The 22,994-nt window shown below is 53.4% G+C and carries 20 protein-coding genes, 4 tRNA genes and 1 pseudogene; 14 read left to right on the forward strand and 11 right to left on the reverse strand.

Translation table 11 applies throughout. From position 1 onward, the window contains the following. Window positions 1-232: 232 nt before the first annotated feature. The 4 genes from HP572_RS14220 (at window position 233) to HP572_RS14235 (ending at window position 656) form a co-directional block, all read left to right on the forward strand. A tRNA-Val gene (locus tag HP572_RS14220) sits at window positions 233-308 on the forward strand. A gap of 59 nt (window positions 309-367) precedes the next feature. Further along, a tRNA-Val gene (locus HP572_RS14225) sits at window positions 368-443 on the forward strand. Window positions 444-497: 54 nt separating this feature from the next. Continuing rightward, window positions 498-573: transfer RNA gene (locus HP572_RS14230), tRNA-Val, on the forward strand. 7 nt (window positions 574-580) lie between these two features. Next, window positions 581-656 (forward strand) — tRNA-Lys (locus HP572_RS14235). Between the two features lie 216 nt (window positions 657-872). On the opposite strand, the gene HP572_RS14240 is transcribed toward HP572_RS14235, so the two are convergent. After that, a complete protein-coding gene (locus HP572_RS14240) occupies window positions 873-1,826 on the reverse strand; it encodes an AraC family transcriptional regulator (RefSeq protein WP_240583555.1) in 954 nt (317 codons plus the stop codon). Between the two features lie 149 nt (window positions 1,827-1,975). Between HP572_RS14240 and HP572_RS14245 the strand changes: the two genes are divergently transcribed. From HP572_RS14245 to HP572_RS14260, 4 genes are all read left to right on the forward strand, one after another. Continuing rightward, complete coding sequence (locus HP572_RS14245; RefSeq protein WP_240583556.1) at window positions 1,976-2,359, forward strand: hypothetical protein; 384 nt, start codon at window positions 1,976-1,978, stop codon at window positions 2,357-2,359. Further along, a complete protein-coding gene (locus HP572_RS14250; protein ID WP_240583557.1) occupies window positions 2,359-3,582 on the forward strand; it encodes an MFS transporter in 1,224 nt (407 codons plus the stop codon). The genes HP572_RS14245 and HP572_RS14250 overlap by 1 nt, the downstream gene beginning before the upstream one ends. A 30-nt stretch (window positions 3,583-3,612) precedes the next feature. Further along, on the forward strand, window positions 3,613-5,886 hold the full coding sequence (locus tag HP572_RS14255; RefSeq protein WP_240583558.1) for a TonB-dependent receptor: 2,274 nt from the start codon (window positions 3,613-3,615) through the stop codon (window positions 5,884-5,886). A gap of 286 nt (window positions 5,887-6,172) precedes the next feature. Beyond that, complete coding sequence (locus tag HP572_RS14260) at window positions 6,173-6,607, forward strand: DoxX family protein (RefSeq protein WP_095700287.1); 435 nt, start codon at window positions 6,173-6,175, stop codon at window positions 6,605-6,607. Window positions 6,608-6,687: 80 nt separating this feature from the next. Here HP572_RS14260 and HP572_RS23005 read toward each other — a convergent pair whose 3' ends face one another. The 8 genes and pseudogenes from HP572_RS23005 to dgt all read right to left on the reverse strand — a co-directional run bounded on the left by HP572_RS23005 (window position 6,688) and on the right by dgt (window position 15,474). Next, window positions 6,688-6,825 (reverse strand): hypothetical protein, encoded by a 138-nt coding sequence (locus HP572_RS23005; RefSeq protein WP_371745333.1) that lies wholly within the window; start codon window positions 6,823-6,825, stop codon window positions 6,688-6,690. Then, window positions 6,814-7,680: pseudogene (locus tag HP572_RS14265) on the reverse strand (sulfate/molybdate ABC transporter ATP-binding protein); the annotation flags it as partial. The pseudogene HP572_RS14265 and the gene HP572_RS23005, both read right to left, overlap by 12 nt. Further along, window positions 7,670-8,551 (reverse strand): sulfate ABC transporter permease subunit CysW, encoded by an 882-nt coding sequence (gene cysW / locus HP572_RS14270; RefSeq protein ID WP_010280501.1) that lies wholly within the window; start codon window positions 8,549-8,551, stop codon window positions 7,670-7,672. The pseudogene HP572_RS14265 and the gene cysW, both read right to left, overlap by 11 nt. Window positions 8,552-8,563: 12 nt before the next feature. Continuing rightward, window positions 8,564-9,376: a sulfate ABC transporter permease subunit CysT gene (gene cysT, locus HP572_RS14275; protein ID WP_010280704.1), complete on the reverse strand. Its 813-nt coding sequence runs from the start codon at window positions 9,374-9,376 to the stop codon at window positions 8,564-8,566. A 156-nt stretch (window positions 9,377-9,532) separates the two neighbouring features. Continuing rightward, a complete protein-coding gene (locus HP572_RS14280) occupies window positions 9,533-10,537 on the reverse strand; it encodes a sulfate ABC transporter substrate-binding protein (protein ID WP_370690984.1) in 1,005 nt (334 codons plus the stop codon). A 397-nt stretch (window positions 10,538-10,934) separates the two neighbouring features. Beyond that, window positions 10,935-12,092, reverse strand: a complete 1,158-nt coding sequence (locus HP572_RS14285; protein WP_039360836.1) for a CdaR family transcriptional regulator — start codon at window positions 12,090-12,092, stop codon at window positions 10,935-10,937. 232 nt (window positions 12,093-12,324) lie between these two features. Further along, complete coding sequence (gene degP, locus HP572_RS14290; RefSeq protein WP_240583559.1) at window positions 12,325-13,773, reverse strand: serine endoprotease DegP; 1,449 nt, start codon at window positions 13,771-13,773, stop codon at window positions 12,325-12,327. Between the two features lie 189 nt (window positions 13,774-13,962). Then, complete coding sequence (gene dgt / locus HP572_RS14295) at window positions 13,963-15,474, reverse strand: dGTPase (RefSeq protein ID WP_240583560.1); 1,512 nt, start codon at window positions 15,472-15,474, stop codon at window positions 13,963-13,965. Window positions 15,475-15,595: 121 nt separating this feature from the next. Here dgt and mtnN point away from each other — a divergent pair, with 121 nt between their 5' ends. The 3 genes from mtnN (at window position 15,596) to HP572_RS14310 (ending at window position 17,644) form a co-directional block, all read left to right on the forward strand. Beyond that, a complete protein-coding gene (mtnN, locus tag HP572_RS14300) occupies window positions 15,596-16,294 on the forward strand; it encodes a 5'-methylthioadenosine/S-adenosylhomocysteine nucleosidase (protein WP_240583561.1) in 699 nt (232 codons plus the stop codon). A 2-nt stretch (window positions 16,295-16,296) separates the two neighbouring features. Continuing rightward, entirely contained in the window at window positions 16,297-17,127 is an 831-nt protein-coding gene (gene btuF, locus HP572_RS14305; protein WP_240583562.1) for a vitamin B12 ABC transporter substrate-binding protein BtuF, read from the forward strand. A gap of 238 nt (window positions 17,128-17,365) precedes the next feature. Next, entirely contained in the window at window positions 17,366-17,644 is a 279-nt protein-coding gene (locus HP572_RS14310; RefSeq protein ID WP_205549354.1) for a hypothetical protein, read from the forward strand. A gap of 331 nt (window positions 17,645-17,975) precedes the next feature. On the opposite strand, the gene erpA is transcribed toward HP572_RS14310, so the two are convergent. Further along, window positions 17,976-18,323 (reverse strand): iron-sulfur cluster insertion protein ErpA, encoded by a 348-nt coding sequence (gene erpA, locus HP572_RS14315; protein WP_005969047.1) that lies wholly within the window; start codon window positions 18,321-18,323, stop codon window positions 17,976-17,978. 392 nt (window positions 18,324-18,715) lie between these two features. On the opposite strand from erpA, the gene hemL reads away from it, so the two are divergent. Both hemL and HP572_RS14325 read left to right on the forward strand, forming a co-directional pair. After that, the gene (gene hemL, locus HP572_RS14320; RefSeq protein ID WP_193397716.1) at window positions 18,716-19,996 is read left to right on the forward strand and encodes a glutamate-1-semialdehyde 2,1-aminomutase; all 1,281 of its coding nucleotides are present in this window, start codon (window positions 18,716-18,718) and stop codon (window positions 19,994-19,996) included. Window positions 19,997-20,155: 159 nt separating this feature from the next. Then, window positions 20,156-20,779, forward strand: a complete 624-nt coding sequence (locus tag HP572_RS14325) for a glutathione S-transferase family protein (RefSeq protein ID WP_240583563.1) — start codon at window positions 20,156-20,158, stop codon at window positions 20,777-20,779. A gap of 27 nt (window positions 20,780-20,806) precedes the next feature. Here the strand turns inward: HP572_RS14325 and HP572_RS14330 are convergent, their stop codons facing one another. Then, window positions 20,807-22,267: a PLP-dependent aminotransferase family protein gene (locus HP572_RS14330; protein ID WP_240583564.1), complete on the reverse strand. Its 1,461-nt coding sequence runs from the start codon at window positions 22,265-22,267 to the stop codon at window positions 20,807-20,809. Window positions 22,268-22,402: 135 nt separating this feature from the next. On the opposite strand from HP572_RS14330, the gene HP572_RS14335 reads away from it, so the two are divergent. Continuing rightward, window positions 22,403-22,993, forward strand: a complete 591-nt coding sequence (locus tag HP572_RS14335; RefSeq protein WP_240583565.1) for a LysE family translocator — start codon at window positions 22,403-22,405, stop codon at window positions 22,991-22,993. The last annotated feature ends 1 nt before the right edge of the window (window position 22,994 follow it).

Below are 22,994 nucleotides of genomic sequence, written 5' to 3' on the forward strand. Positions count from 1 at the left end.
ACAAAAGTGGGCAACATTCTATCACTCTGCTTCGATTCCTCAACGCCGTAACATGCCGCACATGCTTTTATTCTGCTAGCGATAGCAAGATAACAGGCTGAATTGCGCAAGGATGCAGCACCAACGGCGATAAATACGACGTCTTGACTAATTTTGCAACGAACAATCATTTTAGTTTTAAAAAGCGTTGACTCACATTCAAGGATCCCTATAATGCGACTCCACACAGCGGGGGTGATTAGCTCAGCTGGGAGAGCACCTCCCTTACAAGGAGGGGGTCGGCGGTTCGATCCCGTCATCACCCACCACTCTTTACGATGTTTTAGTGAAAAGTGTCTCGCTGTGTAGAGTAAGAAGATTTGAGATTGGGTGATTAGCTCAGCTGGGAGAGCACCTCCCTTACAAGGAGGGGGTCGGCGGTTCGATCCCGTCATCACCCACCAATCTCTACCAGCTGGTCTTCTTATTAGAAGTTGAAGTAAATGTAGTTCAGAAGTGGGTGATTAGCTCAGCTGGGAGAGCACCTCCCTTACAAGGAGGGGGTCGGCGGTTCGATCCCGTCATCACCCACCACTTCTGCGGGTCGTTAGCTCAGTCGGTAGAGCAGTTGACTTTTAATCAATTGGTCGCAGGTTCGAATCCTGCACGACCCACCACTTCCGCAAAGTGATTCCCCTCTGAAGTAAATCCACCAAATATTATCTGTTGCATCTGTTTTGCAAATGAGACTATATCGTCTGCGTTAACGCGAAAATGCAAGACGCACGTAACGTCAGTCTGCAAGGCTCGCCTGTTTTTATTTATTATCGAAATAAAAATGAAAAAAATTGAAGATAGAGAGCTGCCCAACCTGATGATGGTTGCCCCCTACCCTATCTGACCTGTGAAGGCGGGAATCCATACTGCTTCTTAAACGCGGCGCTGAAACTACTGACATGTTCATAGCACGCCAACACAGCAGCTTCATCCACAGACACGGCATGTCGGTGGAGCGCCTGATAGGCACGTTCCAGCCGATTCTTACGCAGGTAGGCAGCAATAGTGATACCGTTACGGGTGCGAAAACCATTCTGCAAATCAACCGGATTAGTCCCCAACGCCTTAGCCATCTGGCCGATACTCAGGCGATCGGCTTCGCCGCTATCCAACCAGTCCTTCAAGCGTACCAAACAGCATTCAAGATGAGCACCAAAACGCTTTTGCTGGGGCGATGCATCAATACTTCGTAAAATGTCCGTCGCCAGATCCAGTGCGAAACTCTCGCATTGCAAACGCTGGATAAGCGAAACCGGAGACCGATCGTCGAAAGCCAATCGGCAAGCACGTTGCAGGACATCTGGAGCGGGTTGCCAGGACAGGCTTTGCCAGTGCGCACGCCTGAACTGCAGCAAGCTACTGCTGCACAGACCACTATCGTTGGCAAACCGTTCGAACCAAATTGGGCTGAAACTCAGGCAGATCTTGGTTTCCCGTCGGCCTGCCTGCCAATGACGCTGAAACTGATCGCTATCCGTCAGATTAACCAGCATTGCGCGCTGGCGGGCGGAATGGGCGTCGAAACGCAGACGCTGACCTGCCAGACTCACATCCGCTTGTCCCTGAAGCAGAAACGCGGCAGTAATACCCGGTGACAGCAAATTCTGACTAAAAGCGTCGATCAGGTCTTCACTCTGACTCAGATACAGCACCAGACCATTACCCAAGGACTGAATCCGCTGCCAGCCAGCCAACACCGGCTGGTCGCTCGGCAACTCCTGGCCGAAATGCAGTTTTCCTCCCTGTTCACTGGCTGCCTGACTTAATTGATCGCAGGTGAATACACGCATGAAACGTACCTGAATAAATATCGTCGCGCCTAACTTTTTCTTTTTTTAGCCTAAGCGAACGATTTGAATTAGAAGTATTCTCATTTGTAACATGACGGCAATCGACTGTCTAAGGTCTGTGACGTTTTTCATTTCAAGGGTAACAACACATGGTTTTACGTGTCACGCAAACCGCGCTGGTCGACGCGGTGTTTCAGGAAAACGTCAGCACTGAGGAAATACGCGAATGGCTGGCGTGCATCGAGCATCTTCTCGAATCGAAACAACCCTTTTTCTTCATCGCCAGAACACTCGCGCACACCGAGTTCGCCCCCGATTACCGATCCATTCAGGCATTCTGGTATCGCCAGCACAAACCCGCGTTTCAGCGCTACTGCCGTGGTCTGGTGCGCATTGCCCGTGACACATCCGAACAAGCTCGTCTGGATGCCCCCGCACTGCACCGAACCTGGGGCGTGCCGTACTTCGTCACACTTGAGAAGTCCAGTGGCTATCACTGGATTGCTGAACGCATGATGGGCATGGGTGAATAATGAAACGAGCGAGTGAGTTCGCACCGATCAGCCGATTAGGACTGACGGCGATCGTGATTCTCTATTTAGCGCATGCCCTGCCGTTGTATTTCTACAACGTCGCTCTGCCGAGCATTCTGCGTAGCCAGGGGGTGGATCTGCGCTGGATAGGCATGCTTTCACTGCTTTATCTGCCTTGGGCCTGCAAATTTATCTGGGCACCGTTAATTGACCGTTATTATCTGCCCGTGCTGGGGCGTCGTCGCACCTGGCTATGGCTGACGCAAATCGCACTGGCAAGCGGTGTATTGGTTCTGGCGTTCACCAAATGGGATTACGGCTTGCTCCCATTCGTACTGATTGGGTTATGGATCTCGACTTGGGCTGCAACGCAGGATATCGCCATCGACGGCTATACGGTGGAGTCACTGGCAGAGTCAGATCATCGCCTTGGCAGCATGGCGCAAAGCATCGGCGTGGCGCTGGGCAGCATGATCGGCGGAGCAGGCATCCTGTTGCTGTATCAGTTGTACGGCTGGCGCAGCGCCTTGCTGTCTCTGGCGGTATTGACAGCGCTGACCATGATCGCCGTCACCTGGATTAATGAACGTCCTCAAGTATCCCCAGCATCCGAACGCCCGAGTTTCGCTAATACGTTCAAGCGTCGTGAAATACGTTGGGCTTTACTGCTCATTCTGCTTTACCGGCTGGTTGAAGCCCCCGCCATGGCAATGCTTAATCCGCTGCTGGTCGATCAGCAATGGACACTGGTGGAAATCGGCCTTTTGATGTCAGTGGCTGGGGCGGGGGTCGGGTTGCTGAGCGCCATCATCACCGCGTGGGCGCTCAAACGTTACTCATCCGACATGCTGCTGGTTCGTGCTGGCTGGTTGCGCAGTGGCGTCTACCTACTGCTCGCTGCGCTGATCTACAGCGGCTCAGCCATGACTTCAGGATTTTGGCTCGGCACGCTAGTCATCGTCATGCTAGCGATCCGCTACATGGCGATGACCAGTCTTTATACGCTGTTCATGCGCCTGTGCTCCCGTCGACAGGCAGGCACCGACTTCACTGTGCTGGTGTGCTTTGAACTTCTGGTGTTTTTCCTTGGCGGTTCGCTTTCCGGCTTTCTCGCCGCAGGGCTCGGCTATGGCGCTTATTATCTGCTGCTCGGCGTGCTGTCGCTGCTTAGCGTTCTGCTGTGCCGACCGCTCATCAGACAACATCTGACCAAAACCATTTAACCCTTATCATTCAGTTATTCAGGAGACATTATGCGATATCTTGCGCCCCCCGCGCGGGTAACCTTCTTGAGTCTGGCCATCAGCGCTCAGGTGTATGCACAGACCGAGCCCCCCGTGCAGCAAACTCGCAGCCAGACGCAGGACACCGATATCATGACGGTAACGGCGGCCCGCTCGGTGAAAAACATTGCCGACATCGCCGGAACGGTTTACAGCATCGAACGCGAAGATATCGCCAGACAATCCTCAGCAGGCAGGTCTACCGCTGATATTCTCGGTCAGTTGGTGCCTGGCCTGGCTACCGCCTCCGGCACCACCAGTAACTACGGTATGACCATGCGCGGGCGCACGGTACAGGTCATGATCGACGGCGTACCACTGACTGGCTCGCGTGACGGTTCGCGGCAGCTCAACAGCATTTCACCGACAATGATCGAACGTGTCGAAGTCGTATCTGGCGCCACAAGCCTCTACGGCGCAGGCGCTACGGGCGGTATTATCAATATCATCACCCGTAATGCCGATGATGAACCTTATGCTTTCAGCAGCCAATTTGGCTTGAAAAGCGCAGATAAGCCGTCTAAATCAGGTATGGCCTACAGCGGTACGCAAACCGCCTCTTTCCATAACGATGACATCAGCGGCTTTGCCGGGCTGAACTATACCGAGCAAGGGGACATGCGCGATGCCCACGGGAATCGGATCGGGCCGGAAATCGCCCAAACCGATCGGCAGGACACAACCAGTCTCGATTTTAATAGCCGGCTGACCTGGAATCTGGGTGACAACCAGCAGTTGAGCGGCGCATTCAGGTATTACAATGATGAGCAAGACAGCGACTACGGCCCCGATTATGGCCCCGGACTGGCCGCGCTGTTCACTCCGGCGACTTTTCAGCCCAGCCTCAAGGGCATCAAAGGGTTACAGCTTGACGACCAGCCCCGCACCCGGCATTACGGCTTCAATACCCAATACCAGAATCGAGACATACTGGGCGGCCAGCAGTTGACGGCTGAAGCCTATTATCGCAAAGAACAATCACGCTGGTTCCCTTCTGTCTCCGCAGTAACGCACTCAGCGCTGCCTGGCGGCAGCACATATGTGGCAATGCAATCCAATACGGATATTGATGTCTGGGGAGTGCGTACCGCATTGCAAAAAAACATGAGCCTGGCAGGACGCGATCTACAGTTAACCTATGGTCTTGACTACGAACAGGAAAAAGACAGCCAGAGTGGGCAATCCTACGGTCTCAACACCTTCATCGCCAGTAACGGCTTGCGTTATCAAGCCGAAAACCGTTACGCCATGGGGCCAGATGTTAAGGTGGACAAAACCGGTCTATTCCTGCAATCGGACTATGCGCTGACTAAACGCCTTAACCTGCAGGCAGGTCTGCGCCACGAGACCATCCGCAACAAGGTTTCCACCTCAACGCCCTACAGCGAGGCCATCACTGCGGACAGGGTAGCCGGCTATCAGGCCAGGCAGCTCGAAGGTGGTCAAGTGAAGCATGGGGAAACGTTGTATAACCTGGGGCTAGTGTTCCAGTTGACCGATACCCATCAGTTATTCACCAACTTTTCCCAAGGCTTCAGCCTGCCCGACACACAGCGCATGTTGCGCGACGTACCGGCGACCTTCACCATTAACGGCGACAGTATCGACTCCATCAAGGTCAACAACTATGAACTTGGTTGGCGCATGAGGGATAACCGCGGCCTGAATGCTGGCGTTACCGCGTTCTACAACACGTCCGATAAGGTGGTGCAGTTCAACCGTGACTATAGCGTGTCAGTAGCCGATACCGACGAACGTATTTGGGGCATGGAAGGCAACCTGCAATACCCACTGTCCGAAAGCTGGAACATTGGCGGCACGCTTGCCTATACCCGAGGCGAATATAAAGACGCCGCTGGCGAATGGCGCGAACTGAATGCGTTCCGTGTCTCACCGCTGAAAGCCACATTATACAGCGACTGGACATTCGCCAATGGATACGGAGTACGTCTGCAATCCCTGACCGTCGGCGGAACCGACCGCGCTTATAATGATGCTAAATACGCTACTGTCAGCTCAAGCATTCGCTCCACGCCAGCAGCAAAGATTTCAGGCTATACCGTGTTCGACCTCATCGCTCACGCTCCGTTACTGGGCGGCCAAGTCGGCTTTGGCATCTACAATCTGGCTAATCGTGACTATAAAACCGTCTACAGCCAACAGGCCGAAGCCACCTATGGCAAGCTCTCCAGTCTGCCAGCGCAAGGCCGCTCGTTCGCTCTGACTTATTCGATTGACTACTGAAGCACAAGGTAGCCGATACGGCAGCGTGATGTTCTGCGCTGCCATTCCCTCCTCTCAAACATCAACGACATGATGGGGTTAAAACGCCCATCCATCATTAGACCGCCGCAATTGCGGTGCTATGCTTATCTGCGTTTACGATGTTCACGTAATTTTTTGACATAAAATATCAAATTTATTGGTTTTCTATTCAACCCCTAAATCGACGACACTGCCGCCCTATACAAAGCATTGCCAACAAACATTACCAATAAGCATTTTTTGCTCACTTATGAGGTTGTCTATTATGATTGCTCAGTTGAATCAGTGGTTCACGCGTTTAACCGATCATCCTGATGCAGGTAAACTTTTACTGCGTTTAACTGTAGGTATTCTGCTGCTGTTTCATGGCGTAGCAAAAATTGAGCACGGTGTAGGTTGGATCGTACAGATGCTGCAAGGCGCAGGTCTGCCAGGTTTTATCGCTTATGGCGTTTATATCGGCGAGGTTGTTGCCCCGATTCTGATTATTCTGGGCGTATTTACCCGTATTTCCGGCCTGATTGCCGCGCTGACGCTGGTTGTTGCTACATTGATGGTTGGCACAGGTAAATTCTTCACGCTGACTAACGTGGGTGCCTGGGCGCTGGAATTAGAAGCACTCTATTTCTTCGCGGGCATTATCATCATGCTGGTCGGTAGCGGTCGCTATTCTGTTGCCTCTAACCCCGCTTATCGCTAATCCTTGCCACACGGCTAGTATTGACGGCAAAAGCAAAAAACCCGCGGATTCGCGGGTTTTTTATTTCAACAATCTGCCGATCAGATTTCCCAATCGTGGCTATAACGCTTGGGTTTGAACTGAATCACATCGCCTTTCTGTAGCCCGTGCAGACTTACATCATCCTTTGCGACTTCCGCTTCAATCAGCTCCGACTGCTCACCCAGCTTCAACGACAGGCGCGTTAAAGCGCCGAGTGGGCGAATATCTCGAACTGTCACCGCCTGATAACCTTCCTGCGCCTGAACGGATAACGACACTTCGTGAGGACGGAACAGAATCGTCTCTTCCGTCTGCGCTACTTTCAACCGGTTACTGTCGCCAAGGAAATGGTAAACAAACTCGCTAGCTGGGTTGTTGTACACTTCCGCTGGCGTGCCGATTTGTTCAATCACGCCTTTGTTCATCAGCACGATGCGATCGGCGACTTCCATCGCTTCTTCCTGATCGTGCGTCACAAATACCGATGTCAGATCGATATCTTCATGCAACTGAGACAGCCAGCGGCGCAGCTCTTTACGTACCTTGGCATCCAGCGCGCCAAAGGGCTCATCCAGCAACAGAATGCTTGGCTCGACAATCAGCGCTCGCGCCAAAGCAATACGCTGGCGCTGGCCGCCGGAAAGTTGTTCAGGGTAGCGATCTCCCAGCCAGTCCAACTGCACCAGATTCAGCAATTCATGTACTTTCTTTTCGATGTCACTCTTCGACGGGCGGATATTTTTCGGCTTCATTCGCAGCCCAAACGCCACGTTATCGAACACCGTCATGTGGCGGAACAGCGCGTAGTGCTGGAATACAAACCCCACGTTGCGTTTACGCACATCGTGAACGGACACATCCTGGCCGTGGAAAATAATGCTGCCGCTATCCGGCTGTTCCAGCCCGGCGATAATACGCAGCAGCGTCGTCTTACCACAGCCCGATGGCCCCAGCAGCGCCACCAGCTCACCGCTGTGGATCGACAAATTAATCTCGTTCAGCGCCCGGAACTGGCCAAATTGTTTATTAATATTGCGAATCTCAATGCTCATTTTTGGCCAACTCCTGTTGTTTCTCTATTTGCTTCGTCAATCGGCTCTCACTCCACTGGCGCAGCAGCAGCACGACCAGTGACATAATTAGCAGCAGGATCGCCACGCTGAAAGCCGCAACGATGTTGTACTCGTTATAAAGAATTTCGATGTGCAACGGCAGCGTGTTCGTCAGGCCGCGGATATGGCCGGAAATGACGGAAACGGCACCAAATTCCCCCATCGCACGCGCAGTACACAGCACCACGCCGTAGATCAGCGCCCACTTCACATTCGGCAGCGTGATGTGCCAGAACATTTGCCAGCCATTCGCCCCCAGCAGCCGCGCCGCTTCTTCTTCCTGCGAGCCCTGCTCTTCCATCAGCGGAATCAGCTCACGGGCAACATAAGGCAGCGTGACGAAAATTGTCGCCAGCACGATGCCCGGAACGGCGTAAACAATTTGCAGATCGTGTTCGAGCAGGAAGGGATAGATCTTGCTTTGCGCCCCAAACAGCAGCACATACACCAGCCCCGCAACCACAGGGGAAACGGAAAATGGCAAGTCGATCAGCGCCAGTAGAAAGCTCTTGCCACGAAATTCGAATTTCGTCACGCACCACGCCGTCGCCAACCCGAATACCACGTTTAGCGGTACAGAAATGACGGTCGCAAGCAGCGTCAGCTTAAGCGCAGAAATCGCATCCGGCTCGGTGATCGCGTCCCAAAATGCGCCGACGCCTTTATCCAGCCCCTGAGTCACCACCATCATCAGCGGCAACACCAGAATCAGGAAAAAGACGACCCACGCGAGTGAAACCAGAATGTAATAGGCGGCGGGCTGTTTTTTTCTTTTAGCCGCGTTGGCCTGAGTGGAAATAACCTGTTCCATGAAGACCGGCCCTTACAGTTTCGGTTGAATGCGGCGCTGCAAAACGTTAATCAGCAGCAGCATAATGAAAGAAACCAGCAGCATGAATACACCGATCCCGGTTGCTCCCTTGTAGTCATACTGATCCAGCTTGGAGACGATCAGCAGCGGCAGAATTTCGGTTTTAAACGGAATATTCCCCGCGATAAATACCACGGAACCGTATTCCCCAACGCCACGGGCAAAGGCCAGCGCAAAGCCCGTCAGCCACGCCGGTAACAGCGCAGGAAGTAAGACATGGCGGAAAACCTGAAGCGGACGCGCACCAAGGCAGGCAGCGGCTTCTTCCACTTCTTTCGGAATATCAGCGAGCACCGGTTGCAGCGTTCTGACCACGAAAGGCAGCGTGACGAAAATAAGCGCCAGCGTGATGCCAATACCGGTGTAGGCAATTTTGAACGGAAACAGCGAGCCAATCAGGCCATTCGGCGCATACAACGCCGTCAGCGCAATCCCCGCCACGGCGGTTGGCAGCGCAAAAGGCATATCGATCATGGCATCGATCACTTTACGGCCGGGAAAGGTATACCGCACAAGTACCCAGGCCAGCAGCGTCCCGAGAATGCCGTTAATAAACGCCGCAGCCAGCGCCGTACCAAACGAAAGCCGCAAGGAGAAAAGCACCTGACGGCTGGTGATCAGATCCCAAAACTGACCAAACGTTAGTTGGCTGGCATACAAAAACATCCCCGCCAACGGAATGAGGACAATTAATCCTAAATAGCTCAGGCTAAACCCTAACGTTAGCCCGAAACCGGGAATCACTGAGGAAGAACGTTGTGACATACCGTGCCTTTAATTTTCATACTCACTACCCAGCCAACAACTGCTTGCCGACGCGCGCTACCTGACAGAAAGGTTAAGGCGGCAGGTCCTCTGCCTTCTTAACCTGAAAAAAGCCGCTAGGGTGATAGCGGCCTTAATCCATCAGACATTAAAAACTTACTTATTAATCTCTTTAAAGATGGCGTCGAACACACCGCCGTCATTAAAGAATTTGTCCTGTGCCGCTTTCCAGCCGCCGAAATCCTTATCAATCGTCACCAGATTCACCGGGGCAAACTGATCTTTAAACTCTTCAGCGATCTTGGCATTACGTGGACGGTAGAAATTTTTACCGATGATACGCTGCGCTTCATCGCTGTAGAGGTATTGCAGATAGGCTTCAGCCTGTTTCTGCGTTCCCTTACGCTCAACGACTTTGTCGACAACGGCAACCGGCGGTTCAGCCAGAATCGACAGAGACGGCGTCACGATCTCAAGCTGATCGCCGCCCTGCTCTTGCAGAGACAGGTAGGCTTCGTTTTCCCATGCCAGCAGCACATCGCCTAGCTGACGCTGTACAAAGCTGATGGTTGCCCCACGTGCACCGGTGTCCAGAACTGGCGCATGGCGATACAGTTCAGTGACAAATTTCAGTGCGGTTTCATCATTGCCGCCCGGTTGCGCTTTGGCATAAGCCCACGCTGCCAGGAAGTTCCAACGCGCACCGCCAGAGGTTTTCGGGTTTGGCGTGATCACTTCAACGCCCGGTTTCACCAGATCGTTCCAGTCTTTGATTTGCTTCGGATTACCTTTGCGTACCAGAAAAACGATGGTGGAGGTGTAAGGAGTGCTGTTGTCAGGCAGACGTGCCTGCCATTTAGGGTCGATCAGCTGTTGATTCAGGTTTAATGCATCAATGTCACCAGCCAGCGCCAGCGTCACCACGTCAGCCTGCAAGCCGTCAATCACGGAACGCGCCTGCTTGCCAGAACCACCGTGCGAGTTTTTGATGGAGATATCTTCACCCGTGGTCGCTTTCCAATGCTTAATAAACGCCGCATTGTATTGCTGATATAACTCACGCGTCGGATCGTAAGACACGTTTAATAATTCGGTAGCCGCCGAGGCCACACCGGAAAACAACAGTGCTGCCGTAGCAACAGATAACCCCAGACGACGTATTGACATTCTTATCACTCCCTAATGCTCGAAAGTATCAGATAAAATCATGACGGATGTGACTGATTAATAACTTAAACAATTCAATTTGCAGGAAAAAACGTTATCGTTTTGAACCGCGTACATGCCGCTTGAAATAGGACGGGTATATCAGGCTGACAACATGGAAGTGACAATAGTGGATATAAGGAAGGGGCAAAAATATTGTTTCGCGATAATTTATGCTATCGCGTTATATTGTTAATGATTATGTAATAGTTTTCAGTCTAAGCAATTTTGTTGCAGCAGTAATATTTTACGACGGGAATATGAGGTAACCCTGATGCCGTGCGGCATCAGGTCAATACGGTGCAAGCTAAGCTTGAATCACAGTGGACGTAAAACGGCGTGTCTTTCTGCCCTACTCTTCTTCATCCAGTTGCAAAGCCACGTACAGCAGCAGACGGTCGTCGAAATTCCCCAGATCTAACCCCGTCAGTTCAGAGATGCGGTTAAGGCGATATTCCAACGTATTGCGGTGGATAAAGAGCGCTTTCGCCGTCGCACCGGGCTGGACGTTGTTACGGAACCAGGCCCCCAACGTCCGACGCAGCAGACCATTGCCGTCCATTGCTTTAAGCTTCGAAAGCGGACGCACCAGCTCATTTGCCTGCCAGCCACCACGCAGGCTATCCAGCAGCACGGGCAACATCAAATCCTGATAGTAATAACAGCGCTGGGCGGGCATACGCTGTTTGCCTACGCTCATGGTCGTGCGTGCCGTTCGGTAGGAGCGCGCGATACTGCCGGGGCCAGCAAAATAGTTCCCCAGTGCCAGCCGCACTCGCAGCCGACTACTTTCCGCCATACGCGACATCAGCGTATCTACGCGACGCCGGTGTTCCTCTGCATCCCAGCGCCCGTGGCTGTTCAGCGCCGGTTTTAGCACCACCATTTCCGTCAGAGAAACAATAGCGATCAGGTTGTCGCGTTCCGGCGTGGTCAACAGCGTCTGCAACTGCTGTAGCTCTGCCATGGCGGAGTCAACACCGAGCTGCCCGCTGTCCACTTCGATCACCGCGGCGACGCGGGGTTTATTCAGATCGATGCCTAAACGCTGCGCCCATTCCATGAGGGCGGGAGACAGGTCGTCGGTGCGAATCAGGTTCAGCACCAGCTCTTCACGCAGGCGGCTATCCTGCGCCAGCATATGCAGCAGCCTCGCCTGCTCCAGCATCATTTCCGCCGTCATGCAGACAAGCTCACCGTATTGCCGTAGCTGGCTGGGATTCCCCGTCAGGCCGATGACGCCAACGATTTCACCGTCGATGCGCAGGGGTAAATTGATGCCCGGACGCACGCCGTGCAGGTGACGCGCCACGGCATCATCAATATCGACGACTCGCCCCTGCGAAAGCGCCAGCAGCGCTCCTTCATGCAGTTCCCCCAATCGTTCCTGATCGCCACTGCCGATAATCTTACCGCGAGCATCCATCACGTTGATATTGCTATCAATGATCTGCATGGTCCGCGCGACAATATCCTGTGCCATCTTGGCATTGAGATGATACGACGCCATTTTTACCTCTGAGAGGAACATTGACAATTGCACCAGCATACCGCCACACGGTGCGCCACACATTGTGCAAATTAACAAAGAAACGGGAATTAGATTAAATCTGTGGAAGAACTCACAAAAGCACTTTCATAGAGAAGCGAGAAGTGGCCGAGTACCAGAGTACCCGGCCAGATAAGTAACGTAACAAATTGTCTTAAAAGGTAATTATTAACGTAGACGCTGAACAGTTCAATTACGGAGCCAGCAGATAAATCGTGTTCTCACCGCGACGAACGTTCAACGCCAGAACGGCCGGTTTGCTGTCCAGAATTTTACGCAACTCGCCAATATTCTGTACCGTCTGTTGATTAACGCCCAGAATAATGTCGTCTTTCTTCAGGCCAATTTTAGCCGCCGCGGAACCGGGTTTAACGTTATCCACCTTGACGCCTTTTTTATCGTCCACCTGAGTATTGCTCAGCTCGGCACCTTCAATGCCAGAGTAGAGATTACCGGAAGCCACCTGAGCCTGATTGCTCTGTTGCAGCGTCACCTCAACCGTCAGCGGTTTACCCTCACGCAGCAGTCCCAGCGCCACTTTGCTGCCCACCGGCAGCGATCCAACCTGCGCACGCAGCGCAGAGAAGCTGCTGACCGCCTTACCATTCAGCGTGACGATCACATCGCCCGCCTTGATGCCCGCTTCATCTGCTGCTGATTTAGGTCGCACTTGACTCACAAACGCACCGCGCTGTGCATCAACTTTCATCGCCTGCGCCAGTTCGGAGTTCAGCTCCATCCCGGTGATACCCAGCTCGCCGCGCTTCACTTCGCCAAATTCGACAATCTGTGCCACGACGCTTTTCACCATATTGCTGGGGATAGCGAAACCAATCCCGATATTGCCACCATCTGGAGCGAGAATCGCGGTATTCAGCCCAACCAGTTCCCCGTTCAGATTAACCAGCGCACCACCGGAATTCCCCCGGTTGATCGCCGCATCGGTCTGAATAAAGTTCTCGTAGTTTTCAATATTCAACCCGCTACGCCCCAGTGCGGACACAATACCTGATGTCGCCGTTTCGCCTAGGCCATACGGGTTACCAATCGCTACCGTGTAATCACCGACCCGCAGTTGGTCGGAATCCGCGACCTTAATCGCCGTCAGATTTTTAAAATCTTTCAACTGCACCAGCGCGATATCTGAACGCGGGTCTTTGCCTAACACTTTGCCGTCATACTTGCGGCCATCGCTGAGTCGAACCTGAATCTTATCGGCGTTATCCACCACATGGCTGTTGGTCACCACATAGCCTTTTTCTGCATTAATCACGACGCCCGCGCCCAGCGCCTGGAAATTTTCCTGCTGTGGCGGCTGACCGTCGTCGTCACCTTCTCCCTGACACATTGGCGATGACTGGAACGGCGATCCCTCCTGACAGAAAGGCGAGTTTTCACCAAAAAACGGCTGAAGTTGCGGCGGGATATCTTCTTTTCCCGCATTGCCCGCATGGGTGGTATGCCCTTCCACATAGATGCTCACCACGGAAGGCATGACGTTTTCCAGCATAGGGGCCAGGCTGGGTAATTGACCCGATGACGCGGCAGACGCCGCTGACTCAGCGGCAGTCGCCGTGGTTGAGCCCATCGCCATCGCCAGACTTAACGCCAGCGCACTCAGAACCAGTGATTTTCTTTTCATAGGAGGTTATCTCATAGTAATCAACACGCAAGTCTTACGGCCCGTGTACCCGACACCGGGTACACTCAGTGGTCGTGCTGTATGAGATAAATATGGACCAACAAGGTTCCCAAGGGGAAGATCGTGAAGCGTAAGGAAATATTGAACGGCTTTACAAAAGTCGCGATTTCCGTTGCGGCCTGTTCACCGCTAATCCGCGGCCATCAGCTTGCGGTATTCGTCGTAGGCGTACAGATCGGTCATACCGCTGATGTAATCCTGAATCAGGCGCGCCCGATAATAATATTCACGGATTGCACGCTCAGTTTCGGCTAACCCTTCCAACTCAGCAACCGCTTCACAATAGGCCAGACAGTGCTTACTGGACAGCTTGTGATAAAGCCGCGTTTCAATCGGATAGCGCTTGTGCGTATCGTCGCTCACAAGCTGCCTGAAATCCTGATAGGGCATCTCGAGCAGCGGGCTATAAATATCCAGCAGGCCGCGAATCACGCGATCCCCCTGTAGCTCCAACTGTTCAACTTCATGATGGTTAAAAACGTGCTTTAAGGCGACGCGTTTGAAAATGCCTAACAGCCGATTCTGCGGGCTGTCGTCCTCAAGCAACGCCTGATTGAACGATCCGGCATACACTTCCGGCAGGTTGTCGATAAAACGCTGCGCGGCATGCGGCACCATCTGCCCCACGGTATGAACACGGAGATTCATGAAGAACTGATCGTCGTGGCTACGCCATTGAAAGCGTTCGCGATCTTTGTATGCACGTTCAATCGTTTTAGCGAAAATGTCTTTTTCTGCTCCTGCGCCCCAATTTTCGCGCAGACGATCGTAAAGTTCGTCGATCGTGAGGATATCTTTCTCGACGGCATCCTCAAGATCCGCGATGCAGTAGGACACATCGTCAGCCGCTTCCATAATGTAGCTCAGCGGATGACGATGAAATTCGCCCATATCCAGCTCTTCACGCAGTGTCGCGACAAACGCTTCCTCTGACAGATAGTAGCCCGGTTTCTTCATCAAATAATGGTAATCCGCCGGAAGCTCGCCGTGCCAATACGCGGGACGGGTGTATTTCAAAATGCAGGCCACCTGCCCGTAGGTCAGGTTGAGCTTCAGCAACGTATGCACCAGACGGATCGCCTGTGCGTTGCCTTCAAAATGGCTTAGATCCTGCCGGATTTGCCCGCGCAGATCGTCCAGTCCATCCTGCTGCATCCGCAGCGTAAGCACTTTGCAGTCATCGACGCGTTCTGTGGATGCACTGTCCAGATAGTGGCTATCCAGTAATTTTCTGAACCATTGATTAATTGCAGATTCGCCAAAATGTCCAAACGGCGGATTGCCGATGTCATGCATCAGGCACGCCATTTCGACCAGACTTTCAAACGGTGTTTCTCTGTCGTCCAGACCCAGTGACGCCAGCCGCCCGTCGACTTTCAGGCGGTGCAAAATCTCTTTGGCGATATAGCGTCCCACCTGCTGAACTTCCATCGAGTGGGTCAGGCGGGACCGGACGGCCGCATTACGTTCTAGCGGAAAGACCTGGGTTTTTTGCTGTAAGCGGCGGATGGCAGCGGAGTTAATAATACGACCCCGATCGCTCTCAAACTGGCGCACAATCGTATATTCATCCTCAGCCGTTTTAGGCCGGCTGAAATGGCGCTGAAAGCTCATTTTTTTGGCGAAATCGATACCAGACATACGGTTCTCCATGTCATCCCGCTACAGCACAATGATGGACACTCCATCTCATCCCGCTAGCCATGATAGACTAACCCCAGCTACACGCCTTCCATTTATAACAGAATTTGCGGGGAACCTTATGAAAGTCGGTATTATCGGCGCGATGGAACAAGAAGTAACGCTGCTGCGCGATCGGATTGAAAACCGTCAGACCTTCCAACGTGCGAGTTGCGAAATCTACACCGGACAAATCAACGGTGTGGATGTCGCCCTGCTGAAATCCGGTATCGGCAAAGTCTCCGCCGCGTTGGGCACCACGCTGCTGCTGGAGCACAGCAAGCCAGACGTGGTCATTAACACCGGTTCCGCTGGCGGACTCGCACCTACATTGAACGTCGGCGATATCGTCGTTTCCGATGAAGTGCGCTACCACGATGCTGACGTCACCGCTTTTGGCTATGAGCCCGGCCAGATGGCAGGCTGCCCTGCCGCTTTCCTTGCCGATGAAAAACTCATCACACTGGCACAGGAAGTCATTGCCGAGTTACAGCTGAACGCCGTGCGCGGTCTGGTTGTCAGCGGTGATGCCTTCATTAACGGCGCAGAGCCGTTAGCCCGTATCCGCACCACCTTCCCGAAAGCAATTGCCGTAGAAATGGAAGCGACAGCGATCGCCCATGTCTGCCACCAGTTCGCCGTCCCGTTTGTAGTGGTGCGCGCGATTTCTGATGTGGCCGATAAAGCCTCACACCTGAGTTTCGATGAGTTCCTGAGCGTTGCGGCACAGCAGTCAACGCGGATGGTAGAAGCGATTCTGGCCAAGCTGGCCGCACGCTAATAGTGACTTTCAGGTTCCTCTGCTGGCTGACCGGGCTACTGCTCTGCACCGCCGCTTATGCCATTCCGCAACGCGTGATCAGTCTCGCACCACACGCGACGGAAATGGCCTATGCGGCTGGCATGGGCGAACAGCTGATTGCGGTCAGCGCCTGGTCAGATTATCCGCCAGAAGCGGAAAAGCTGGAACAGGTGGCTTCCTGGCAGGGAATCAACCTGGAGCGGATCCTCGCCCTCAAACCCGATCTGATTCTGGCGTGGCGCGAGGGTAACCCACAGCGTCCGCTGGAACAGCTCGCCAATTTCTCGATTCCTATCGTTTATCTGGATGCGAAGACGTTAGACGATATCCCGGCGTCACTACGACAGTTGGCGACCTATAGCCGCCATCCTGAGCAAGCTGAACGCGCAGCAAAAGATTTTCAGCAGGGAATAGGTGAACTCCAGCACGCTGGCGAGAAACCGAACGCCGTGCCATTGCGGGTATTCCTTCAATTTGGCACTCAGCCGCTGTTTACCTCGTCGAAAGCGACGCTGCAAAGCCAGATCGTTTCACTGTGCGGTGCTGAAAATGTCTTTAGCGACAGCCCGGTGCCTTGGCCGCAGGTCAGTCGTGAACAGGTGTTAAGACGCCAGCCGCAGGCCATTATTGTCGTCGGTACGCCAGATAGGGCTTCCAGCGTGCAAACGTTTTGGCAGCCGCAATTAGCGGTTCCGGTGATTACCGTCAATGAGGACTGGTTTAGCCGCAGCGGCCCACGTTTATTATTGGCAGCCCGGCAAATTTGTTCTCAATTAGCAGAGTTAAGACCCACGCTTTCGTCAGCGAAGTGATTGTTAATTAACACTGTGAAATCATTCCGATAACAATAGATTCATTAGTATACAAGTTGTAACACTAACAGACTTTTATTTCGCCAATAGTTGCCGATAATCTGAACGTAACGGTGGAATCATAGACATCAATAAAAGGTGTTGATTACCGCCCGGCGATGGCGATAAAGCCAAAGCAAGACGAAATGAGAAAACTTTGAACCGATATCGGTTCCTTTGACACCAGGTAGCTTTAACTATGAAAAATGCGTTGCTTTACGCGGGCTTACTTATGGCGGCCTGTAGCACGGCATATGCAGGGAGTCAGGGCGGGCAAATTAACGCTCAACTGACTATACAACCGGCGTGCGGCGTAACGCCTCAATCCGGTCAATATCAAATGAATTGTAACGTAGCCTCTGTACCACAACCTAAAATTACTGAGTCACGCATTCAGGTCGATCAGGCAAAATTTTCGACTTCTGCGGCAAAAACCGCACAGGGTACGGAAATGCGTCTGATTACGGTCGAATGGTAATCACAGTAAAAACACGAAGCGTATTCTTTTAATTAACGCTTCTTGTGGCAGGTTGCTTGTTTACTATGCCCTAAATAATTCGAGTTGCATGACAAAACGTTAGCGTTTTGAACAACGCAAAGCGTTGGCCCTTCAGGGCGAGGCTCATTTATGCGCCTCGTAAAGCGGCAACCGAGCGAATCCCCAGGAGCTTACTCAGGCAAGTGACTGGGGTGAGTAAGAGCAGCCAACGCACAAGCAGCTTGAAGTATGACGGGCATATAAAAAAACCGTGTCTCGGCAACAAGACACGGTTTTTATTTTTCAGTCGGTGAATAACCGCAATGCAGGATCAGACGCTGAAAGAGGAACCACAGCCGCAGGTGGATTTCGCATTCGGATTCGTCACGATAAAGCGAGAACCTTCCAGACCTTCGGTATAATCCACCGCACCGCCAACCAGATATTGCAGGCTCATCGGATCAACCACCAGCGCCACACCTTGTTTCTCAATGGTCATATCGCCGTCGTTGATTTGATCATCAAAGGTAAAACCATACTGGAAACCGCTACAGCCGCCGCCCGTGATGTACACACGCAGTTTCAGCTCTGGGTTTTCTTCATCAGCAATCAGGTTTTTCACCTTGCTTGCCGCCGCATCGGTAAATTGCAGAGGCAGTGCTGCTATATCATCGCTCATATTTTTACTCCCAACTCAGGGCTTATCAGGTGATAGACCCATATTCATACGCTTATTATCCGGCAGTATGCGAAAACGTTCAAGATTTGACAGCCCTACCCTAAATAATTCGAGTTTCAGGAAGGCGGCAACCGCAGGAATCCCCAGGAGCTTACTCAAGTAAGTGACTGGGGTGAGTAAGGGAAGCCAACGCACATGCAACTTGAAGTATGACGGGTAAATTGTTGAAATAATCGCCGCATTATGCCGCCTCATCCACCACACAGCCAGTACTCTCTGTGGGTATGGTACGGTGTGTTTTCAAGTGAAAACCCGCACAGCGATTTCATAACGGCGGTCAGTTCATTAGAATACCCCTACATTTTACGATCAAGACCAGTCAGGACCGCGTAATGAACAAATCTGAAAGCCTGTATGCTGCGGCACAGCAACTTATTCCCGGCGGTGTGAACTCACCCGTTCGTGCTTTTAACGGCGTCGGCGGTACTCCGCTGTTCATCGAACGGGCTGATGGCGCTTATCTCTATGACGCTGACGAGCAAGCGTACATTGATTACGTGGGATCGTGGGGTCCGATGGTGCTGGGTCACAACCATCCGGCTATCCGTGATGCAGTGATCGCGGCAGCAGAACGCGGCCTGAGCTTTGGCGCACCGACAGAAATGGAAGTGCAGATGGCGCGTCTGGTCACCTCGCTGGTGCCGAGTATGGATATGGTGCGGATGGTCAACTCCGGTACGGAGGCCACCATGAGCGCGATCCGTCTGGCGCGTGGTTACACCGGCCGCGATAAAATCATCAAATTTGAAGGCTGCTACCACGGCCACGCCGACTGCCTGCTGGTGAAAGCCGGTTCCGGCGCGCTGACGCTGGGCCAACCTAATTCCCCCGGCGTTCCAGCCGACTTTGCTCGCCACACGCTGACCTGCGTCTATAACGATCTGTCATCTGTTCGCGCCGCATTTGAACAATATCCAGACGAGATCGCCGCAATTATTGTTGAACCGGTTGCGGGCAACATGAACTGCGTTCCACCGCTGCCAGATTTCCTTCCTGGCCTGCGTGCCCTGTGTGACGAGTTCGGTGCCCTGTTCATTATCGATGAAGTGATGACCGGCTTCCGTGTCGCACTGGCGGGTGCGCAGTCGCACTACGGCGTGGTGCCGGATCTGACCTGTCTGGGGAAAATCATCGGCGGCGGCATGCCAGTCGGCGCATTCGGCGGCAAGCGTGAAGTCATGCAGGCGCTGGCACCAACCGGCCCGGTTTATCAGGCGGGAACGCTGTCCGGTAACCCGATTGCCATGGCCGCAGGCTTTGCCTGTTTAACCGAAGTGGCGAAACCCGGCGTACATGAAAAACTCACCGCGTTGACCAATCAGTTGGCTGATGGCCTGCTGGCTGCCGCGAAAGCCGAAAACATTCCGCTGGTGGTGAATCAGGCGGGCGGCATGTTCGGCCTGTTCTTCACGGATGCCGAGAGCGTCACCTGCTATCAGGATGTGATGAAGTGCGACGTCGAGCGCTTTAAGCTGTTCTTCCACATGATGCTGGAAGAAGGAATTTACCTCGCGCCGTCCGCGTTTGAAGCGGGCTTTATGTCGCTGGCGCATACGCCACAGGACATCGATCGCACCATCGAAGCCGCACAGCTCTGCTTCTCACGTCTGTAAAAGCGTATCTCGACGGCGTCATTCACTAACACTGACGCCGTCGCATTCTCCCTTCTTCCCCGCTCCCTACTTTTTTCACAGCGACTGTCATTCGAGAATGACAAGCCCTCTTAAATTGGTTATGAGTAAGTCTATTTTCCTGAAAATAGCGGAGAGGTCATGTTAAAGGTTCTGGGACGCACGTCGTCGATCAACGTTCGGAAAGTGCTATGGCTGTGTGATGAGTTGGCGATTCCCTTCGACCGCGAAGACTGGGGCGAAGGTTATCAGTCACCGCAATCACCGGCGTTTCTGACGCTCAATCCCAATGCCATGATACCGGTTATTCAGGACGACGATTTTGTCATGTGGGAATCGAACGCCATTATACGTTACCTCGCCAACGCGAAGGACGGAGCCTGGCTCTACCCGCAAGATCCGCGTAGCCGTGCTTCGATCGATCAATGGATCGACTGGCAGGCCAACGAGCTCAATCCCTCATGGCGTTACGCCTTTATGTCGCTGGTGCGTCAGTCTCCCGCGCATCAGGACCCGGCGCTCCTGGCAGCATCCTGCAATCTTTGGTCGCGCACGATGGGCATTTTGAATCAGCAGTTGGAACGAACCGGCCACTACGTTGCGGGGCCGACGTTTACGCTGGCAGATATTCCCATCGGGCTATCGGTGAACCGCTGGTATGAAACGCCACTGGAACACACAGACTATCCCGCCGTCCGCGCCTACTATGAGCGCTTAAGCGAACGCGCGGGCTACCTGACCTGGGGACGCAACGGCACGCCATAAAACTATTCATAATAGCGACTCATAAAACTACTCTGCGCTACCCGGATCGATACCGCTCATCTCACACGCCAACGCCCCCGCGCGCTTAAGCGCATACGTGTAGCGTTCATCAAACGGGTAGCAGCACGATAGGCGAAGCGCGTGCTTACAGCGGCCGCTCAGCGTGTAAAGCTCACCGGGCGTGACGCAAATTTTCTCTTGCAGCAGACGATGAAATAGCTCAACACCATCCACGCCGCCCGGTAACTCCAGCCAGAAGACAAAACCGCCCTGCGGCTGCGTCGCGCGTGTCCCCTGCGGAAAATGCCGGGCAATCAGCCCACGCGCCTCATCCATCTGCGCGGCATAACGGCGGCGCAGCGTGCGCAGATGGTGATCGTAACCGCCGGACTCCAGAAACTGCGCCAGCGTTTCCGATAGCAGCGCCGATTCCGCCATTGACGATACCGCTTTCAGCCGCGCCACTTTGGCACGGAAACGGCCTGACGCCATCCAGCCGATGCGGAAATCAGGCGCCAGCGTTTTCGTGAAGCTGGAGCAGTAAATCACCCAGCCGTCACGATCGAAGGCTTTCACCGTCGGCGACAGCGGCCAGGTAAACTGAAGTTCGCTGTATAACCCATCCTCGATCAGCGGAACCTGATAATCGTTCACCAGCTTTGCCAGCCGTTTTTTATCCGCCAGCGTCATGCTACATCCGAGCGGATTCTGCGCGTTCGGCATGGCAATAATCGCCTGTAGCCGCCCCTCTGACAGCAGAAGTTCCAACGCATCCAGCGCAAGACCACGTTGCGGATCGGTGGGAATTTCCACCGTTTTCAATCCCAGACTGGCAAGCAGAGGAAAGAGATAAAAATAGGTTGGCGTTTCAAGCCCCACACAATCGCCCGGCTGCGTGACCGTGCGTAGCGCCAGCTGTAGCGCCTCCATACAGCCGTGGGTGATCGTGATGTCTTCACGGGTCAATGTCATACCCAAATCCATCGCCCGCCGCGCCACTTCGCGCCGCAGCCGTTCACTGCCCGGCGGCAGTGCATAGCGGCCAATCAGGTCGGGCTGTCGCCGCAGCAAGGAAGCGGCAATACGGCTGATTTTTTCGGTCGGATAGAAATCGGCATGCTGCGGGCACGCCAGAGAAATGTTGGTGTAATCCGGATGCGTCTGGGCAGCGAATACGGTATCGATCAGATCCAGTTGCTCACTGCCCGGCACAATCACCTGCGCACGGTGGGGCTTGCTCTCCGTCAGCGACGGCAGACGTCCTCGCACAAAGTAGCCAGATTGCGGTCGTGCTTCGATCAACCCGCGATCTTCGAGAATACGCCAGGCATTCAGCACCGTATTCACACTAACCTGATGCGACCCAGCAACGCGACGAATAGAAGGCAGGCGGCTTCCCGGCACTAACGTTCCTTGATGAATCGCCGTGGCGAAGGTTTCCGCGAGCTGTTGATAGAGCGTACTTTCTTGTGAGTCGATGATGGACACAGTTCCCCCGCCAGGCGATGAGTACAGTTAACGATTAATGCATTTTGTACCCATAACAATAATCATTTTGTGTATCTGTAACCATTTTTTTTTTCTGCCTACCATAGTGTTCTCCCCCATCATCAGGATCACACCATGCTCGACCCTTCTTTTTTCAGCTACGTCACCGTCATGTCTATCACGCCGGGGCCCAATAATCTGCTGCTGGCAACGTCAGGTGTCAATTTTGGCCTGCGCCGTACGTTACCGATGCTGATGGGCATTTTAATTGGCTGTGCGCTACAAACGGCGCTGATGGGGGTGGCATTGGAGCTTTTGCTGAGCTGGCTGAGCGCGATCCGCCTTCCCCTTACCGTGCTGGGGTGTGTCTATCTGCTGTGGCTATCGTGGAAAATCGTGCGCTCATCGGCACCGGAATTACACGGGCGAGTACAGCCGATGACCGTACTACAAGGGACGTTATTTCAGGCGGTGAACCCGAAAGCCTGGCTGATGTCCAGCAACATCGCGCTGCTTTATACCGCCAGCAATGGTATTTTCACCACAATGATCGCTTTCATGGCACTCAATCTGCCCTGCATTTTAGTTTGGGCCGTGCTCGGCGATCGCATCGGCAAACATCTTCAGGAACCGTGGAAACTGAAAGCCTTCAACGGCATCATGGCGCTTTCTCTGGTGCTCACCACGTTCTGGATGCTGGTCGAAGCTATTAACGTCCCTAGCTAAT

The organism is Pectobacterium sp. PL64 (assembly GCF_022477975.1).
Lineage (GTDB): Bacteria > Pseudomonadota > Gammaproteobacteria > Enterobacterales > Enterobacteriaceae > Pectobacterium > Pectobacterium jejuense.

Bases quoted from the DNA above. Each gene is read 5' to 3' on its own strand.
- HP572_RS14240 (WP_240583555.1), bottom strand. From the start codon at position 1,826: ATGCGTGTATTCACCTGCGATCAATTAAGTCAGGCAGCCAGTGAACAG.
- HP572_RS14245 (WP_240583556.1), top strand. From the start codon at position 1,976: ATGGTTTTACGTGTCACGCAAACCGCGCTGGTCGACGCGGTGTTTCAG.
- HP572_RS14250 (WP_240583557.1), top strand. From the start codon at position 2,359: ATGAAACGAGCGAGTGAGTTCGCACCGATCAGCCGATTAGGACTGACG.
- HP572_RS14255 (WP_240583558.1), top strand. From the start codon at position 3,613: ATGCGATATCTTGCGCCCCCCGCGCGGGTAACCTTCTTGAGTCTGGCC.
- HP572_RS14260 (WP_095700287.1), top strand. From the start codon at position 6,173: ATGATTGCTCAGTTGAATCAGTGGTTCACGCGTTTAACCGATCATCCT.
- cysW (WP_010280501.1), bottom strand. From the start codon at position 8,551: ATGGAACAGGTTATTTCCACTCAGGCCAACGCGGCTAAAAGAAAAAAA.
- cysT (WP_010280704.1), bottom strand. From the start codon at position 9,376: ATGTCACAACGTTCTTCCTCAGTGATTCCCGGTTTCGGGCTAACGTTA.
- HP572_RS14285 (WP_039360836.1), bottom strand. From the start codon at position 12,092: ATGGCGTCGTATCATCTCAATGCCAAGATGGCACAGGATATTGTCGCG.
- degP (WP_240583559.1), bottom strand. From the start codon at position 13,773: ATGAAAAGAAAATCACTGGTTCTGAGTGCGCTGGCGTTAAGTCTGGCG.
- dgt (WP_240583560.1), bottom strand. From the start codon at position 15,474: ATGTCTGGTATCGATTTCGCCAAAAAAATGAGCTTTCAGCGCCATTTC.
- mtnN (WP_240583561.1), top strand. From the start codon at position 15,596: ATGAAAGTCGGTATTATCGGCGCGATGGAACAAGAAGTAACGCTGCTG.
- HP572_RS14310 (WP_205549354.1), top strand. From the start codon at position 17,366: ATGAAAAATGCGTTGCTTTACGCGGGCTTACTTATGGCGGCCTGTAGC.
- erpA (WP_005969047.1), bottom strand. From the start codon at position 18,323: ATGAGCGATGATATAGCAGCACTGCCTCTGCAATTTACCGATGCGGCG.
- hemL (WP_193397716.1), top strand. From the start codon at position 18,716: ATGAACAAATCTGAAAGCCTGTATGCTGCGGCACAGCAACTTATTCCC.
- HP572_RS14325 (WP_240583563.1), top strand. From the start codon at position 20,156: ATGTTAAAGGTTCTGGGACGCACGTCGTCGATCAACGTTCGGAAAGTG.
- HP572_RS14335 (WP_240583565.1), top strand. From the start codon at position 22,403: ATGCTCGACCCTTCTTTTTTCAGCTACGTCACCGTCATGTCTATCACG.